This is a genomic window from Pseudomonas fluorescens (assembly GCF_019212185.1).
GTDB lineage: Bacteria > Pseudomonadota > Gammaproteobacteria > Pseudomonadales > Pseudomonadaceae > Aquipseudomonas.
Genome location: NZ_CP078138.1, coordinates 1,115,550 through 1,130,806, shown reverse-complemented (window position 1 = coordinate 1,130,806; position 15,257 = coordinate 1,115,550). Strand labels below are relative to the sequence as shown.

Below are 15,257 nucleotides of genomic sequence, written 5' to 3'. Positions count from 1 at the left end.
CGCGAAATTAGGCGGGTTGATGAAAAGCCGTTTTCAAGACGTAAAAAAAGCGCGTCACCCAAGAGATGACGCGCTTTTTTCCAACAGTTAGAAGGCTTAGCTGCCAGCGACAGTCATGCGCTCGATCAGTACCGAGCCGGTGCGGATGTTGCTGCGCAACTCAAGGTCGTTACCTACCGCGACGATCTGTTTGAACATGTCGCGCATGTTGCCGGCGATGGTCACTTCTTGCACGGCGAACTGAATTTCGCCGTTTTCAACCCAAAAGCCCGCCGCGCCACGCGAGTAATCGCCGGTCACCATATTCAGGCCGTGGCCCATCAGTTCGGTCACCAGCAAACCACGCCCCATGCGCTTGAGCAGCGCAGCCTGGTCCTCGTCGCCATGGGTGACGAACAAGTTATGCACGCCGCCAGCATTGGCGGTGCTCGGCATGCCCAGCTTGCGTCCGGAATAGGTGCCCAGCACGTAAGACACCAGTTCGCCATTTTCGACGAATGGCTTGGCATAGGTCGCCAGGCCATCACCGTCGAACGCCGAGCTACCCATGGCACGCATCAGGTGCGGGCGCTCGTCGATGGTCAGCCACTCGGGAAACAGCTTCTGGCCTAGCGCGCCTTCAAGGAAGGATGACTTGCGGTACAGGTTACCGCCGGAAATCGCCCCGAGGAAGCTGCCGAACAAACCGCCCGCCAACTCCGCGGAGAACAGCACCGGCACTTCGCAGGTCGGTACCGGGCGCGCGCCCAGACGACTGGCGGCACGCTGCGCGGCGCGCTGGCCGATAGTGAGCGAATCCATCAACAGGCTGCCCTGGCGATTGACGTCATACCAGTAGTCACGCTGCATCTGGCCATCGGCTTCGGCAATCATCACGCAACTGAGGCTGTGCCGGGTCGAGGCATAGCCACCGATAAAACCGTGACTGTTGCCATACACGCGACAACCCTGGTGCGTATTCAGCGTAGTACCGTCGGCGTTCTTGATTCGGCTGTCGGCATCAAAGGCAGCGGCTTCGCAGGCCAGGGCTTTTTCGATGGCCTGTTCCGGAGTGATGTCCCAGGCGTGGAACAAATCGAAGTCCGGCAGATCGCGAGCCATCAAGGCCGCGTCGGCCAGGCCCGAGTGCTCGTCTTCGGAGGTGTGTTTGGCGATCGCCAGGGCGGCAGCGACAGTTTCACGAATGGCTTCGGCGCCACTGGCCGAGGTGCTGGCCGAGCCTTTGCGCTGACCAACGTAGAGGGTGATGCCGAAGCCCTGGTCGCGGTTGAACTCGACCGTTTCCACTTCGCGCTGACGTACCGAGGTCGACAGACCCTGCTCCAGCGACACTGCCACTTCGCAGGCACTGGCGCCCTGGCGCCTGGCTTCGGCGATGATCTGCTCGACTTGCTCCTGCAGTGCCGGCAACGCTTGTGGGCCGACGCTTTCAACTGCACTCATGCTGTTCTCCACTCAAATTCTGCTTTCGGTTAAGGCCATCGAGCGACCGGGCCGGACAAGCGGCCCCCGACTGGTTATCATGGCGGCGTTTCTTTGCGGACTGCCACCATGGTTGATTCTTACGACGACTCCCTCTACGGGGGAGAAAAAAGCAAATCCCAGGTCAAACGCGAGCTGCATGCTCTGGTTGACCTCGGCGAGCGCCTTACAACACTCAAGCCTGACTTGCTGGCAAAACTGCCGTTGACCGACGCCATGCGCCGGGCCTTGGCCGATGCGCCCAAGCACACCGCGAATATCGCGCGTAAACGGCACCTGAGCTTTATCGGCAAACTGATGCGCGATCAGGACACTGACGCCATTCTGGTCTTGCTCGATCAACTCGATGCCTCCACCAAACAGTACAACGAACGCTTCCACGGTCTGGAACGCTGGCGCGATCGGCTGATCGCCGGCGACGACGCCGTTCTGGAAAAGTTCGTCGTCGACTACCCGGAAGCTGATCGCCAGCAACTGCGTTCGCTGATCCGTCAGGCCCAGCACGAAACGGCGCATAACAAACCGCCTGCTTCCAGCCGGAAAATCTTCAAGTACATCCGTGAGCTGGACGAGACTCAACGCGGCCTGCGTTGATCCTCGACCGGGTGGGACTGCGACGCAGCCCACCCGCAGCTCCATCCCTTACGCGCCCGTGCCACCGACGGTGATCGCGTCGATTTTCAAGGTTGGCTGACCGACACCCACCGGCACCGACTGACCATCCTTGCCACACGTCCCCACACCGCTGTCCAACGACAGGTCGTTGCCGACCATCGACACCCGGCTCATGGCTTCCGGCCCGTTGCCGATCAACGTTGCACCTTTGACCGGCGCGGTAATCTTGCCGTCCTCGATCAGGTACGCCTCGCTGGTGGAGAACACAAACTTGCCGCTGGTGATGTCGACCTGGCCACCGCCGAGGTTGGCGCAGTAGATGCCCCTCTTCACCGAAGCAATGATTTCTGCCGGATCGCTTTCGCCACCGAGCATGTAGGTATTGGTCATGCGTGGCATCGGCAGGTGCGCATAGGATTCGCGACGACCGTTGCCCGTGCGTGCAACGCCCATCAGCCGCGCGTTGAGCTTGTCCTGCATGTAGCCCTTGAGCACACCGTTTTCGATCAGCGTAGTGCACTCGGTCGGGGTCCCCTCGTCGTCGACGCTCAGCGAGCCACGACGGCCGGCCAAGGTGCCGTCATCGACGATGGTGCAGAGTTTCGAGGCGACCATCTCACCCATGCGCCCGCTGTAGGCGGAGCTGCCCTTACGGTTGAAGTCACCTTCCAGGCCATGGCCGACTGCTTCGTGCAACAGCACACCGGACCACCCCGAGCCCAGTACCACTGGCAAAGTCCCGGCCGGCGCCGGAATCGCTTCCAGGTTCACCAAGGCCTGGCGCAACGCCTCACGGGCATAACCCATGGCGCGGTCTTCGGCGAGGAAATAACGGTAATCGGTACGACCGCCGCCGCCATGGCCACCGCGCTCACGCCGACCGTTCTGCTCGACAATCACGCTGACGTTGAAGCGCACCAGCGGCCGCACATCCGCTGCAAGGCTGCCATCGGTGGCTGCCACCAGGATGCGCTCCCAGACCCCGGCCATGCTCACGGTCACCTGCTGGATACGCGGATCGAGCGCACGAGTCGCAACGTCGATACGCTTGAGCAATTCCACCTTCTCAGCGCGCGTCAGTACTTCCAGGGGATTGTCCGGCGCATACAGCTGAGCCACGTCCTGGCTGGTGAAGGCCTGAACCGTGCCGTGCTGTCCGGCGCGGGAAATCGAACGGGCCGCCCTGGCTGCGGCGCCGAGGGCTTCGAGGGTGATGGCATTGCTGTAGGCAAAACCGGTTTTCTCACCGGATTGCGCGCGCACGCCGACACCCTGGTCGAGGTTGAAGCTGCCTTCCTTGACGATGCCGTCTTCCAGCGCCCAGGACTCGGAAATCTGCCCCTGGAAATACAAGTCGGCGGCATCAATGCCCGGCCCGGCCAGGTCACCCAGCACACTTTGCAGGTTGTCGAGGGTCACGCCGCCCGGCGCTAGTAAATGTTCACTGACTGAGGACAACAACTCGCTCATAGGTTTACGCCTTAATTCAACGTTCTGAAGCAGGTCGCTGGGCGCCCTGCGAGAAAAAGCGCCGGTGACTGGACACCGGCATCCGCGCCCGGATGGACGCTTGTTCGCTGCTGTCGCGCTCGGCCAGCAGCACGGCCTCACCTTGATCCTGCTGCGCGACGATCCGCCCCCAGGGATCGACAATCGCCGCATGACCAAAGGTCTCGCGCGGCCCCGGATGGGTGCCGCCTTGCGCCGCCGCCAGCAGGTAGCACTGGGTCTCGATGGCGCGTGCGCGGATCAATACCTCCCAATGCGCCGCCCCGGTCACCGCGGTAAAGGCCGACGGCGCGGTAATCAGCTCGGCGCCGGCAGCGCGCAATTCGCTGTACAGCTCGGGGAAACGCAAGTCGTAGCAAACACTCAGGCCAACCCGGCCAACTGGCGTGTCGGCCACCACCACGGCACTGCCATGAGCATAGTCATCGGATTCACGGTAGCGCCCGCGATTGTCCGCAACATCGACATCAAACAGGTGCAATTTGTCGTAACGCGCCACGGTTTCGCCGTGCTCGTCGATCAACAGCGAACAGGCGTTGGACTTGGCATGAGGTTGGGCGACCGGTGGCAACGGCAGCGTGCCGGCCACAATCCATAACTTGAGGTCGCGCGCGGTCTGTTTCAACCACGGCAGGATCGGCCCCTCGCCCAGGGCTTCGGCACGCCCGATGTCAGCAACGTCGCGCCGGCCCATGGCCGCGAAGTTCTCCGGCAGCACTGCCAGCTGTGCGCCTGTGGCCGCCGCTTGTTCCAGCAGGCGTCGCGCCTGGGTCAGATTGGCCAGCACATCGCTCTGGCTGACCATTTGAATCACCGCAAGGGACATGGTGCGCTCCGTATCAGGTATGCAGCCATGCTACTCCATAGGCGGCGGTTGTGAAAAATCGCCTCAAAAGGGTTTCTCGAAGGTGATTTTCGGTTCTTTGACCGGTCCCTGGACGGTGTATTTGACACTGGCAAAGCGGGCCACGCGATCGCCGATCAACTTGTCGATGAGGAACAACGCACCGCCTACTGCGGGCGCGCCGACGATCAGCGCGGCGATGGGCAGATTATTGGTCAGCGGCAGGGTCACCAACAGCTTTGCGTCGATGCGGTCGGCGGCCATGTCCAGCGTGCCGTTGAGCTCCAGGTTGCTCGAAGGGCCAGTCAGGATAATCGGCTCGCGGGTGACGAACACCCCGTTGCTGGCGACCAGCAGGCCCTTGACCCGGTCGTAGCTCAGGCCTTTGCCGAACAGGTCGGAGAAGTCCAGGCGCAGGCGCCGGCCGATCGAGTTGAAATTGAGCAAACCAAACACCCGCAGGGCCTGGGCACCGCCTTCGACTTCGACCATCTGGCCCTTGTTCAGCGACGCATCGAGGCTGCCGGAAAAGCGCTTCAACCCGACCCAGGCTGGTGAGCCAGGCCAGCGACCGTCGATATCGACATGGAAGTTTTCACTGGTGACCGTGGGTGCAAAACCCCAACCCTGAAGTACATCCGCCAGGTTCTTGCCTTCCAGGCGACCCTTGATCCAACTGCTACTCGCGCCCGGCACGCCCTCCCAGCCGCCCGCGCCCTGCAACTGCATGCCCTTGAGCCCCAGGCTCATGGAATTGAACGCCAGGCCTTTAGCCGTTGGCCGCACCTTCAGCGTCCAGGCGCCCACCAGGTCCTTGCCCTGGAACAACTGCGCAATATTGATATCCAGCGCTGGCACCTTGGTCGGATCAACCGAGGCCAGCGGATCCGGCGCATTTTCGTCGGCTTGCACCTTTGGGTCCGGTGCCGGCAGGCGCACGTACTGCAGATTCACCGCAATCGGCGCCCCCTTGGCATCAGGCAGCCCGACGTTGCCCTTGACCTGCTGGCTGTCGAGCTGCAGGGCCCAGGCACCGGGCTTGCGATCCAGTTGCACGCGCGCCTGATCCAGGGTGGTACCAAAGCCAGTGAGCTTGTTGACCTTGAAGTCTGCGCCACTGAGCAATTGCTTGGCACTGCCGCCCGGATCTTGCCCGGCATACTTGTCCACCAGGTTTTTCCACGGCTCGACATCCAGCTCCGACAACACCCCACGCACGCGCAGGCCTTTGTTGCCCGGCAATACGGCATTGCCGCTGCCAAGGAACAGCTCACCACGGCCGTCGGCAAAATTGTTGCTCGGCGCCGCAAAGGTGAAGTCTGCGAGGTCACCATAGTCCAGCCAGTAGCGTCGCTCGCTGCCTTGTAACGTCATGCGGAACACCGTGTCGCGCCCCTGCTCGGCGGGCATGCCGAATGGCGCTGGCAAATCCACGGCAACGCCCTTGAGGCTGGAGCTGACCATCAACTGGCTGTCGGCGCCATCGAGGGTGACTTGCAACTGATAAGGGATATCTCCGGAAACCGGCAACGGCTGGGTGACCTTCAGCCATTCAGTGAGTTTCTTCACCGTGACCTGGCCCGAGGCGGTGACACGGGTGTTGAGTTTGCCGGCGCTGCCGTCGGCGAAAATCTGCGCCGTCACCGGTCGATCAAAGGCCCGCGCGCTGATCCCCTGACCGCTCAGGCCTTTGGCGCTGTCGAAACGGAAATCGCCCTTGAGCTGGGTCAGTTCAAGCTCCGGCTCGCTGAGTTTCAGGCGCGCCTTGGCCGTTTTGAAGTCCACCAGGATTTTCGGCTCTTCGCCTTTTTCCAGCGGAATGTCGAGTTTCAGCTTGCCCTGCAACTCCCCTTCGCCCTGCCAGCCCGCAAAGGTCGGACCGGTGCCGATCGGCGCCTCCTGGAGAATCTTCACCCCGTCGCCCAGGCCGCCGGCGAAGGCGCCATCGATGTACATATGGGTGTTTTTCTCGGCCGGCACATGGGGAATGTTGACGAAAACATCGCGAACCTGGGTGTCGAGCAACTGCCCCTGGCTGGCAACGATACGCACGCCGCTGTCTTCGACGAACACATCGCCATTGATCTTGCTCAGGTGCGGCCAGCCCGGTTGAAACGCCAGCTCGGCATCGTGCACCTTGAAAAACAGGCTGATGCTGCGATCAGCCTCGCCCGCGTCGTGGCTCAGCGAGCCCTGGTACTGGAAGAAACCTTCATCGACCGCGCCTTTGAGAATGGCCGTACGCAGCCACTCGTCCAGCCCAGGACTGAGGACCTTGGGCAGGTATTTGCTGGTGTAGCGGCCGTCGCCCTCCACCAGGCCGACCCGCAGGTCCATGTAGTCTTCCTGGCTGTGGTCGAAATGCAGACGAATCAGGAAGTCGCCGGCAATCTTGCCCTCCTCACCCAGCACCTTCAGGTACGGCGCGATCAGGGTGAAGCCTTGCTTGTCGAGTTTCCAGGTCAGCCGCGCGTTGGCCTGCAGGTACTGCCAGGGCTTGGCGAAGATCGGGTCCAGGTGCAGCATGAAATCCTTGCTGTCCATGCGCAGCTCGCCCTGACCCAGGTCGCCGCTGATGCTGCCGCTGACGTTACGCGCCGCTGGTGCGCCGTGGTAGGCGTCAAAACCGACCTGTTCCAGATTGGCGGCGAAACTGAATTTGCTGTCATCGGTGGCATTGGGCCGAATGTCGATCAGCACGTTACGCAGAGTACCGGTGACCTTGAGGCGTTCGATGGTGGTCGCCACCCCTTCCGGCAAAGGCCCCAGGGCATTGATGATGGGGGTCAGTGGCGTGAGGTCAAGGCGATCGGCCTGCAGGTGCCAGCGCTCCCCTTCTTTCTCGGTGTTTGTAGTCTGTAGCTGCAGACGGGTATCGAAGCGGGTCTTGCCGAGGTTCATCGCCAGCGAATCGAGGGACAGCTGGAAACCTTCGCCGCTGCGCTTGAAGTAGGCATTGAGTGCCAGGTTATTGATCTGCACCGGCTTGCGCTCGGCGTAGGCGCCCTTGAATTGCGGGGCGTTCAGGCGGATTGCAGCGCTTTGCAGGGTGCCCTTGGCCCAGCTCACCCAGAACTCGCCACCGGCCTTGAGCTCAGAGAGCTTCCATTGCTGGGTCACCCTGGCCGGCACCCAGCGCGCCCAGTCACTTTGCGGCAGGCTCAGGTAGCTTTCGATTTCAGCATCCTGCCACTGATCGGTGCGCATCCGGCTGCGCAGGCTCAGCGCCAGAGGCTGGCCATCGGGCAGGGTCAGGCGGGCGTCGAGACGCTGGCGACTGGGGCCGGTCTTGAGGGTCAGGCCGACGTAGGTCAGGGTCAGCGGCGCATGGTCCAGCGGTTGCAGGGTGACCTGACTGTCGAGCACCGACAGGCGGCTGACCATCTGCATCTGATTGAACAGTTGCGTGGGATCCAGCGGTTTGTTCTGCTGCACCGGCACACCTTCCAGCGCCCATTGGCCGTCGGCGCCTTCCTTGAGGCTGAGCTTGAGGCCGTTGAGCTCGAGGTGTTCGATACGCACCGCGCGCGCCAGCAGGCTGCCCCAAATATCCGGAACCACGCGCACCTGCTCCAGATGCAGGGCATTGGCACCCTCACCCACGGTCACGTCATGGGCCAACAACACTGGGGCCATGCCGCTCCAGCGCCCTTCCAGGCTGCCGATCTCCAACGGCATGTCCAGCGCTTCCCGAGCCTTGGCCTGCGCCTCGGCACGGTACTCAGCGACCAGCGGGATCAACTCACGACCCAGGTTGACGTAGAGCGCGATCAGCACCAGCAGCAACGCGCACAACCCCAGGCCCCAGCGGGTCAGCGTGCCCAGAATGCGCATCAGACGCTCCATGTCAGTTGGCTCCCAAAGAAAACAGGTTCAGCGAGCACAGGCCAGCCATGAGGAATGGAACACAGCGATTCAGAGCAGCACCACGTCGTATTGTTCCTGGGAATACATGGTCTCCACCTGGAAGCGAATGGTGCGCCCGATAAATCCCTCGAGTTCGGCGACATTGCCCGACTCCTCGTCCAGCAGGCGATCCACCACTTTCTGGTTGGCCAGTACGCGATAGCCTTCCGCCTGATAGGCACGCGCCTCACGCAGAATCTCTCGGAAAATCTCATAACACACGGTTTCCGGAGTCTTCAACTTGCCTCGGCCCTGGCAACTGCTGCACGGCTCGCACAGCACCTGCTCAAGACTTTCGCGGGTGCGCTTGCGCGTCATCTGCACCAGGCCCAACTCGGTGATGCCGATGATGTTGGTCTTGGCGTGATCGCGCTCCAACTGCTTCTCCAGCGTGCGCAGGACTTGGCGCTGATGCTCCTCGTCTTCCATGTCGATGAAGTCAATGATGATGATCCCGCCCAGGTTGCGCAGGCGCAGTTGCCGGGCAATCGCCGTCGCTGCCTCAAGGTTAGTCTTGAAGATAGTCTCTTCAAGGTTGCGGTGCCCGACGAAAGCGCCGGTATTAACGTCAATCGTGCTCATGGCTTCGGCCGGGTCGACCACCAGGTAGCCGCCGGACTTGAGTGGCACCTTGCGTTCCAGGGCTTTCTGGATTTCGTCCTCGACCCCGTACAGATCGAAAATCGGCCGCTCACCCGGGTAGTGCTCCAGGCGGTCGGCGATCTCCGGCATCAACTCGGCAACGAACTGCGTGGTTTTCTGGAAGGTTTCCCGGGAATCAATGCGGATCTTCTCGATTTTCGGACTCACCAGGTCGCGCAGGGTGCGCAAGGCCAGGCCCAGGTCTTCGTAGATCACATTGGGCGCGCCAATGGTCTTGATCTGCGCGCCGATCTGATCCCACAAACGGCGCAGGTAGCGGATGTCCATGAGGATTTCGTCGGCACCCGCACCCTCGGCTGCGGTACGCAGGATAAAGCCGCCGGCTTCCTTGATGCCTTCCTTGGCCACGCAATCGGTGACCACTTGCTTGAGGCGTTCGCGCTCGGCTTCGTCCTCGATTTTCAGGGAAATGCCAACGTGGGCGGTACGCGGCATGTACACCAGGTAACGCGAAGGAATCGACAGCTGGGTAGTCAGGCGCGCGCCCTTGGAGCCGATCGGGTCCTTGGTGACCTGCACCACCAGGCTCTGCCCTTCATGTACCAGGGCACTGATGCTTTCCACCGCAGGCCCTTCGCGCAGAGAGATTTCCGAAGCGTGAATAAACGCCGCGCGATCCAGCCCGATGTCGACGAACGCCGCCTGCATGCCCGGCAGCACCCGCACCACCTTGCCTTTATAGATGTTGCCGACGATCCCGCGCTTCTGCGTGCGCTCGACGTGCACTTCTTGCAGGACACCGTTTTCGACCACCGCCACGCGTGACTCCATCGGCGTGATGTTGATCAGAATCTCTTCACTCATGGCAGGATCTCGTTCAGGCATGTTCACGATTATGGCCGCATCAAGTCAGTACGGCGCTGGGCGCGCTTGGGGTTTGCCAACAGGGTATGCCGAAATGGCCGAGCAGTTCTGCGGTTTCGCATAAAGGCAGGCCGACGACCGCGGAATAACTGCCATTGAGGCCGCTGACGAACACCGCACCAAGCCCCTGGATGCCATAGCCGCCGGCCTTGTCCCGGGGTTCACCGCCGGCCCAGTAAGCACTGGCCTCGGCCGCGTTGATGGGACGAAAACGTACCAGGCTACGCACCACCCGCGATTCGCAGCGCTCGCCGTCGAGCAAGGCAATCGCAGTCAGCACCTCATGCTCCTGGCCCGAAAGGCTCATCAGCATCGCCAGCGCATTGGCTTCGTCGAGGGGCTTGCCGAGGATTTTTCCGTCGAGCACCACGGCGGTGTCGGCACCCAGCACACAAGCCTGGGCATTGGCATTCAGTCGCGCACGACCGGCCTGGGCCTTGCCCCGTGCGAGGCGCTCGACATAGGCCGCTGGGGATTCATCTGGCAGAGGGGTTTCATCGATTTCGGCGCCGATGACGCTGAACGCCACGCCGATCTGCGTCAGCAGCTCACGCCGGCGTGGTGAACCTGAGGCGAGGAAAAGCGGATTCATCAAGACATCTCCCTGTCGAGGTGCGGGCCAATGCCTGACCGAATGATTAGTTGATTTTGTAGCGGCGGCTCAACCCACGCAATCCGAAGCTGACCCAGGGCCAGAGCAAGGCGCTGATCAGCGCGGGCAACAAAACCGCCAGCGTCTGCCGGTTACCGGTCAGGGCGCTGAGCCACAGTTGCAACAGTTGTGCGAGCCCGAGCACCACCAGGATCACCAGGCTTTGCTGCCACATTGGAAACATCCGCACCCGCTGCTGCAGCGACAGGATCAGGAAGGTGATCAAGGTCAGGATCAACGCGTTGTGTCCGAGCAGGGTGCCGAACAGTACGTCTTGTGCCAGGCCCAGGCAAAACGCGCTGGCCATACCGATCTTGTGCGGCATTTCCAGGGCCCAGTAGGCCAGGGGCAGCGCGAGGAACATCGGTCGCAGGATCTCGACATGGGGAAATGGCACGACGCTGAGCAGCATGCCAATGGCGAAGGTCATCCAGATCATCCAGCCATTACGCGAGCGGGTACTGACCATTATTCTCTACCCTGAGGAGTGGCTGCGGGCGTCGTCGCGGGCGGCTTGGTCGCTGCCGGCTTGACCGGAGTCGCCACCGGCTTGGCCGGGGTGGCGTGGGCAGCAGGCTTGGCCGGTGTCACCGGTTTCGCTGCGGCCGGAGCGGTTACCGGGGCAGTGGTCGTCACAGGTGCTGCTGCGGCAGGCGCAGGCACGGCCGCCGGCACCACCACGGCGCTGCCGGCGTGCTGATCCTGGGCATCCTGAGCCTGGGCAGCCTCATTGGCCCGCTCTTCCGGCGTGCGGCTATCACTGAACACCAGCAACATGTAGCGACTGCGATTGAGCGCGGCCGTCGGCACTGCGCGGACAATAGCGAAAGGCTGGCCGGAGTCGTGAATGACTTCCTTGACCGTGGCGACCGGGTAGCCCGCCGGGAAGCGCTGACCAAGACCGGAGCTCACCAGCAGGTCGCCTTCCTTGATATCCGCCGTGTCCGCAACATGGCGCAATTCCAGGCGTTCCGGATTGCCGGTGCCGCTGGCAATTGCCCGCAAGCCATTGCGATTCACTTGCACAGGGATGCTGTGGGTGGTGTCGGTCAGCAGCAACACCCGCGAGGTGTACGGCATCAACTCGACTACCTGGCCCATCAGGCCACGGGCGTCGAGCACCGGCTGGCCAAGAACCACGCCGTCGCGTTCGCCCTTGTTGATGATGATTCGATGGGTAAACGGGTTGGGATCGACGCCGATCAACTCGGCTACCTCAACCTTTTCATTCACCAGTGCCGAAGAGTTGAGCAACTCGCGCAACCGCACGTTCTGCTCGGTCAGGGCCGCGAGCTTCTGCATGCGGCCCTGCAACAGCAGGTTTTCGGTCTTGAGTTTTTCGTTCTCGGCGACCAACTCGGTGCGGCTGCCAAACTGGCTGCTCACTCCTTGCCACAAACGCTCGGGCAGGTCGGTGATCCAATAGGCGTCCATCAACACCAGCGACATCTGACTGCGCGCAGGCTTGAGGGCGTCGAAGCGGGCATCCACCACCATCAATGCGACCGATAGCACGGCCAGCACCAGAAAGCGCACACCCAACGAGGGACCTTTGGTGAAGAGCGGTTTAATAAGCCGCTCCTCCCAGGCAAATGTTCTGTTTATTCATACGGCATCAAACCGGCCTGGATGCAGATTGACAGAAGATAAACGCCAACAGGCAGCACTGCAAAGTGCTGCCTGTGCGCGAACAGCATAGAAGCCTGCGGCGAAATTACTCGCTGGAGAGCAGGTCCATGGTGTGCTTGTCCATCATTTCCAGTGCACGGCCACCGCCGCGAGCCACACAGGTCAGAGGATCTTCGGCAACGATCACCGGCAGGCCGGTTTCCTGGGCCAGCAGCTTGTCGAGGTCACGCAGCAAGGCGCCACCACCGGTCAGCACCAGGCCACGCTCGGCGATATCCGACGCCAGTTCCGGAGGCGATTGCTCCAGGGCGCTCTTGACCGCCTGAACGATGGTCGCCAGCGACTCTTGCAACGCCTCCAGCACTTCGTTGGAGTTCAGGGTAAAGGCACGTGGCACGCCTTCGGCCAGGTTACGGCCACGTACGTCGACTTCACGCACTTCGCCGCCTGGGTAGGCAGTACCGATTTCCTGCTTGATGCGCTCGGCAGTGGATTCACCGATCAGGCTGCCGTAGTTGCGACGCACGTAGGTGATGATCGCTTCGTCGAAGCGGTCGCCGCCAACCCGCACGGATTCGGCATAAACCACACCGTTCAGGGAGATCAGCGCGATTTCGGTGGTACCACCGCCGATATCGACGACCATCGAACCACGGGCTTCTTCTACCGGCAGGCCGGCACCGATCGCTGCAGCCATTGGCTCTTCGATCAGGAACACTTCACGGGCACCGGCACCCAGGGCCGATTCACGAATGGCGCGACGCTCAACCTGGGTGGATTTGCACGGAACGCAGATCAACACACGAGGACTTGGCTGCAAAAAGCTGTTTTCGTGAACCTTGTTGATAAAGTACTGGAGCATTTTTTCGCAGACGCTGAAGTCGGCGATCACGCCGTCCTTCATCGGACGAATGGCAGCGATATTGCCCGGGGTACGACCGAGCATGCGCTTGGCTTCGGTACCGACGGCAACAACACTTTTCTGGTTACCGTGCGTCCGAATGGCCACAACCGAGGGTTCATTCAGGACGATACCGCGCTCACGCACGTAAATAAGGGTGTTGGCAGTGCCCAGGTCGATGGATAGATCGCTGGAAAACATGCCACGCAGTTTCTTGAACATGGGAAAGGGACCCTAGGCAACGCGTGGGTAAAAAAGTGCGGCAAACTCTAACAACGACAGGGATTTTGGGCAAGGCGCCAATATGTTAAATTGGCCGCTTTTCCGTGCACCAACCCCCACAATCGCGGCCTTATGACCGTAGAAATGCGGTAGTGTTCCGACAATCTAACACACGGACGAGATCCGTTTTGTTTTCCACTGGAGAATCCCATGGCGCTTGAACGCTCCGACGTGGAAAAAATCGCTCACCTGGCCTGCCTCGGCCTCGATGAAGCCGATCTTCCACACATCACTTCGGCCCTGAACAGCATTCTCGGGCTGGTCGACGAAATGCAGGCGGTCGATACCGACGGTATCGAGCCCCTCGCCCACCCACTGGAAGCCAGCCAGCGCCTGCGTGCAGACGTTGTCACCGAGTCCAATCACCGCGAGGCCTATCAGTCCATCGCACCAGCGGTCGAAAACGGCCTGTATCTGGTTCCGAAAGTCATCGACTAAAGGGAAAGAGCCTGCAATGCATCAATTGACTCTGGCCGAGATCGCCCGCGGACTCGCCGACAAGAAATTTTCCTCCGAAGAGCTGACCCGCGTCCTGCTGGCGCGTATTGCCCAGCTCGACCCGCAGCTCAACAGCTTCATCAGCCTCACCGAAGAGCTGGCACTGCAGCAGGCGCAAGCCGCCGACGCCCGCCGCGCCAAAGGTGAGAGCGGTGCCCTGCTGGGCGCGCCGATTGCCCACAAGGACCTGTTCTGCACCCAGGGCATCCGCACCAGCTGCGGCTCGAAGATGCTCGACAACTTCAAGGCCCCGTACGACGCCACCGTGGTCGCCAAGCTGGCTGCCGCCGGCGCCGTGACCCTGGGCAAGACCAACATGGATGAGTTCGCCATGGGCTCGGCCAACGAATCGAGCTACTACGGCCCCGCGAAGAACCCGTGGAACCTGGAGCACGTGCCAGGCGGTTCGTCCGGCGGTTCGGCAGTGGCCGTTGCCGCTCGTCTGTTGCCGGCGGCCACCGCCACCGACACCGGCGGCTCGATCCGACAGCCGGCAGCCTTTACCAACCTGACAGGCCTGAAACCGACGTACGGTCGTGTTTCGCGCTGGGGCATGATCGCCTACGCGTCCAGTCTCGATCAGGGTGGCCCTTTGGCGCGCACCGCTGAAGACTGCGCAATATTGTTGCAAGGTATGGCAGGCTTCGATCCGAACGACTCCACCAGCATCGACGAGCCGGTTCCGGACTACAGCGCCGGCCTCAATGGTTCTTTGCAGGGCCTGCGCATCGGCGTGCCAAAAGAGTACTTCAGCGCCGGTCTCGACCCACGTATTGCCGAGCTGATCCACAACAGCGTCAAGGAGCTGCAGAAGCTCGGCGCCGTGGTCAAGGAAATCAGCCTGCCGAACATGCAGCACGCGATTCCGGCGTACTACGTGATCGCTCCGGCCGAGGCTTCTTCCAACCTGTCGCGTTTCGACGGCGTGCGTTTCGGCTATCGCTGCGAAGACCCGAAAGACCTGACCGACCTCTATAAGCGCTCACGCGGTGAGGGTTTCGGTGCCGAGGTTCAGCGCCGGATCATGGTCGGTGCCTACGCCCTGTCGGCCGGTTACTACGACGCGTACTACTTGAAGGCGCAAAAGATCCGTCGCCTGGTGAAGAACGACTTCATGGCTGCCTTTAATGAGGTCGACATCATCCTCGGCCCAACCACGCCGAACCCGGCCTGGAAACTCGGCGCCAAGAACAGCGACCCGGTCGCTGCGTACCTGGAAGACGTCTACACCATCACCGCCAACCTCGCGGGCCTGCCGGGCCTGTCGATGCCAGCCGGTTTTGTCGATGGCTTGCCGGTCGGCGTGCAACTGCTCGCCCCTTATTTCCAGGAAGGCCGCCTGCTCAACGTTGCGCACCAGTATCAGCTCAACACTGACTGGCACACCCGCACCCCGACAGGCTTCTGAGGAG

At 61.7% G+C, this 15,257-nt stretch carries 12 protein-coding genes; 3 read left to right on the top strand and 9 right to left on the bottom strand.

Features of this window, described 5'->3' with window-relative positions:
• Positions 1-96: 96 nt before the first annotated feature.
• Positions 97-1,443, bottom strand: a complete 1,347-nt coding sequence (gene pmbA / locus KW062_RS04780; RefSeq protein ID WP_027618514.1) for a metalloprotease PmbA — start codon at positions 1,441-1,443, stop codon at positions 97-99.
• A 108-nt stretch (positions 1,444-1,551) separates the two neighbouring features.
• Between pmbA and yjgA the strand changes: the two genes are divergently transcribed.
• Positions 1,552-2,076 (top strand): ribosome biogenesis factor YjgA, encoded by a 525-nt coding sequence (gene yjgA, locus KW062_RS04775; RefSeq protein WP_027618513.1) that lies wholly within the window; start codon positions 1,552-1,554, stop codon positions 2,074-2,076.
• 48 nt (positions 2,077-2,124) lie between these two features.
• On the opposite strand, the gene tldD is transcribed toward yjgA, so the two are convergent.
• The 8 genes from tldD to mreB form a co-directional block, all read right to left on the bottom strand.
• Entirely contained in the window at positions 2,125-3,567 is a 1,443-nt protein-coding gene (tldD, locus tag KW062_RS04770) for a metalloprotease TldD (protein ID WP_027618512.1), read from the bottom strand.
• A 16-nt stretch (positions 3,568-3,583) separates the two neighbouring features.
• Positions 3,584-4,432: a carbon-nitrogen hydrolase family protein gene (locus KW062_RS04765; RefSeq protein WP_105755069.1), complete on the bottom strand. Its 849-nt coding sequence runs from the start codon at positions 4,430-4,432 to the stop codon at positions 3,584-3,586.
• A gap of 63 nt (positions 4,433-4,495) precedes the next feature.
• Positions 4,496-8,296, bottom strand: coding sequence for a YhdP family protein (locus KW062_RS04760; RefSeq protein ID WP_105755068.1), 3,801 nt, complete (start codon positions 8,294-8,296; stop codon positions 4,496-4,498).
• 69 nt (positions 8,297-8,365) lie between these two features.
• The gene (gene rng / locus KW062_RS04755; protein WP_105755067.1) at positions 8,366-9,823 is read right to left on the bottom strand and encodes a ribonuclease G; all 1,458 of its coding nucleotides are present in this window, start codon (positions 9,821-9,823) and stop codon (positions 8,366-8,368) included.
• Between the two features lie 40 nt (positions 9,824-9,863).
• Positions 9,864-10,475 (bottom strand): Maf family protein, encoded by a 612-nt coding sequence (locus KW062_RS04750; RefSeq protein ID WP_105755066.1) that lies wholly within the window; start codon positions 10,473-10,475, stop codon positions 9,864-9,866.
• 46 nt (positions 10,476-10,521) lie between these two features.
• A complete protein-coding gene (gene mreD / locus KW062_RS04745; RefSeq protein ID WP_027618507.1) occupies positions 10,522-11,004 on the bottom strand; it encodes a rod shape-determining protein MreD in 483 nt (160 codons plus the stop codon).
• On the bottom strand, positions 11,004-12,107 hold the full coding sequence (gene mreC / locus KW062_RS04740; protein WP_081786350.1) for a rod shape-determining protein MreC: 1,104 nt from the start codon (positions 12,105-12,107) through the stop codon (positions 11,004-11,006). Before mreC ends, mreD begins: the two co-directional genes overlap by 1 nt.
• Positions 12,108-12,249: 142 nt before the next feature.
• The gene (gene mreB, locus KW062_RS04735; protein ID WP_002555108.1) at positions 12,250-13,287 is read right to left on the bottom strand and encodes a rod shape-determining protein MreB; all 1,038 of its coding nucleotides are present in this window, start codon (positions 13,285-13,287) and stop codon (positions 12,250-12,252) included.
• A 210-nt stretch (positions 13,288-13,497) separates the two neighbouring features.
• On the opposite strand from mreB, the gene gatC reads away from it, so the two are divergent.
• Both gatC and gatA read left to right on the top strand, forming a co-directional pair.
• Positions 13,498-13,785 carry an Asp-tRNA(Asn)/Glu-tRNA(Gln) amidotransferase subunit GatC gene (gene gatC, locus KW062_RS04730; RefSeq protein ID WP_027618505.1) on the top strand — a complete coding sequence of 96 codons (288 nt, stop codon included), beginning with the start codon at positions 13,498-13,500 and terminating at the stop codon, positions 13,783-13,785.
• Between the two features lie 16 nt (positions 13,786-13,801).
• On the top strand, positions 13,802-15,253 hold the full coding sequence (gatA, locus tag KW062_RS04725; protein ID WP_027618504.1) for an Asp-tRNA(Asn)/Glu-tRNA(Gln) amidotransferase subunit GatA: 1,452 nt from the start codon (positions 13,802-13,804) through the stop codon (positions 15,251-15,253).
• Positions 15,254-15,257: the final 4 nt, after the last annotated feature.